This window comes from Candidatus Thermoplasmatota archaeon, from assembly GCA_029907305.1.
In the GTDB taxonomy this organism is placed as follows: Archaea; Thermoplasmatota; E2; order DHVEG-1; family DHVEG-1; genus JARYMC01.
In genome coordinates this window covers 1,867-2,890 of record JARYMC010000117.1, presented here as the reverse complement: position 1 = coordinate 2,890, position 1,024 = coordinate 1,867, and the positions used below count along the sequence as shown (strand labels likewise).

2 protein-coding genes and 1 pseudogene (1 of these 3 cut by a window edge) are annotated in these 1,024 nt (G+C 31.3%); all 3 read left to right on the top strand.

Annotated elements, in window-relative coordinates:
* The first annotated feature begins 288 nt into the window (after positions 1-288).
* Positions 289-474: a hypothetical protein gene (locus QHH19_07110; GenBank protein MDH7518088.1), complete on the top strand. Its 186-nt coding sequence runs from the start codon at positions 289-291 to the stop codon at positions 472-474.
* On the top strand, positions 467-643 hold the full coding sequence (locus QHH19_07105; GenBank protein MDH7518087.1) for a CopG family transcriptional regulator: 177 nt from the start codon (positions 467-469) through the stop codon (positions 641-643). The genes QHH19_07110 and QHH19_07105 overlap by 8 nt, the downstream gene beginning before the upstream one ends.
* Positions 640-1,024 (top strand): annotated as a pseudogene (locus QHH19_07100) (NosD domain-containing protein); it runs 1,866 nt beyond the window's last position. The gene QHH19_07105 and the pseudogene QHH19_07100 overlap by 4 nt, the downstream one beginning before the upstream one ends.

Sequence of the window (1,024 nt, the reverse complement as noted above, 5' to 3'; positions counted from 1 at the left end):
TTTTGTAATTGCAATCGTTGATATTATATTAAATAAGATTAATTAGTCATAAGATTCTTAGAAAATTTTAATCTGTATTTTTTTCTTTATATAGTTTATCACTCATTTATTGATGTTTTAAAACACTACTTATATGACTCATATATGACTCATATATGATTCTAATTTGAATAAAAAAAAAGTCATATATGAATCTTTTTAGATTTAAAAATATTTCAAAAATGAATCATATACAGTTCATTTTTGATGCAAAAATTTATAAATAAATGATTCATATATGATTCACGGATGGGTAACACTCAAAGATTCCCAGTTGGCTTTCCACCTTTTATTCGAGAAATAATAAAACAACACGTAGGAATTCTAGGAAACTCAGAATCTGAAGTAGTCAAAAACATGGTTCTCATCTATTTTACAGAACACGGCTTGTTAAAAACCCAAGGAAACAAAAAAGGAGGGAAAAACCTTGGGTAAAATACAGAGAATCCCAGTCGGTTTCCCACCATTAATCAGGGAACTAATAAAACAACAAGTAGGCATTTTAGGAAACTCAGAAGCCGAGGTAGTCAAAAACATAGTTCTAATGTACATAACAGAAAAAGGAATACTAAAAACCAAGAGACAGGGGGGAGATCGAAGATGAACAAAAAAATAATACTTCGATTAACCGCCCTTACAGCAGCCACCATTCTAATATTAACATCAACTGTATTAACTGTACAATCTGTCCCACCAGTACCACAGAAAACATGGGTAGTCGATTCAACCGGAAAAGGGGATTTCACAAAAATACAAGACGCAATAAATAACGCAAAAGGCGGAGACACCATAACAATAAAGAAAGGGATATACTACGAAGACAGTATAAATGTAAACAAAATGGTAACAATACAGGGTCAAGGCATAGAAGATACAATAATTGACTGCAAAGGAAAACAAGGCATCACATTAAATACATCAGCGGTAGAAATAAGCGATTTAAAAATTATTAATCCTATAGAGTATGGTATCTACGTTTCACCAA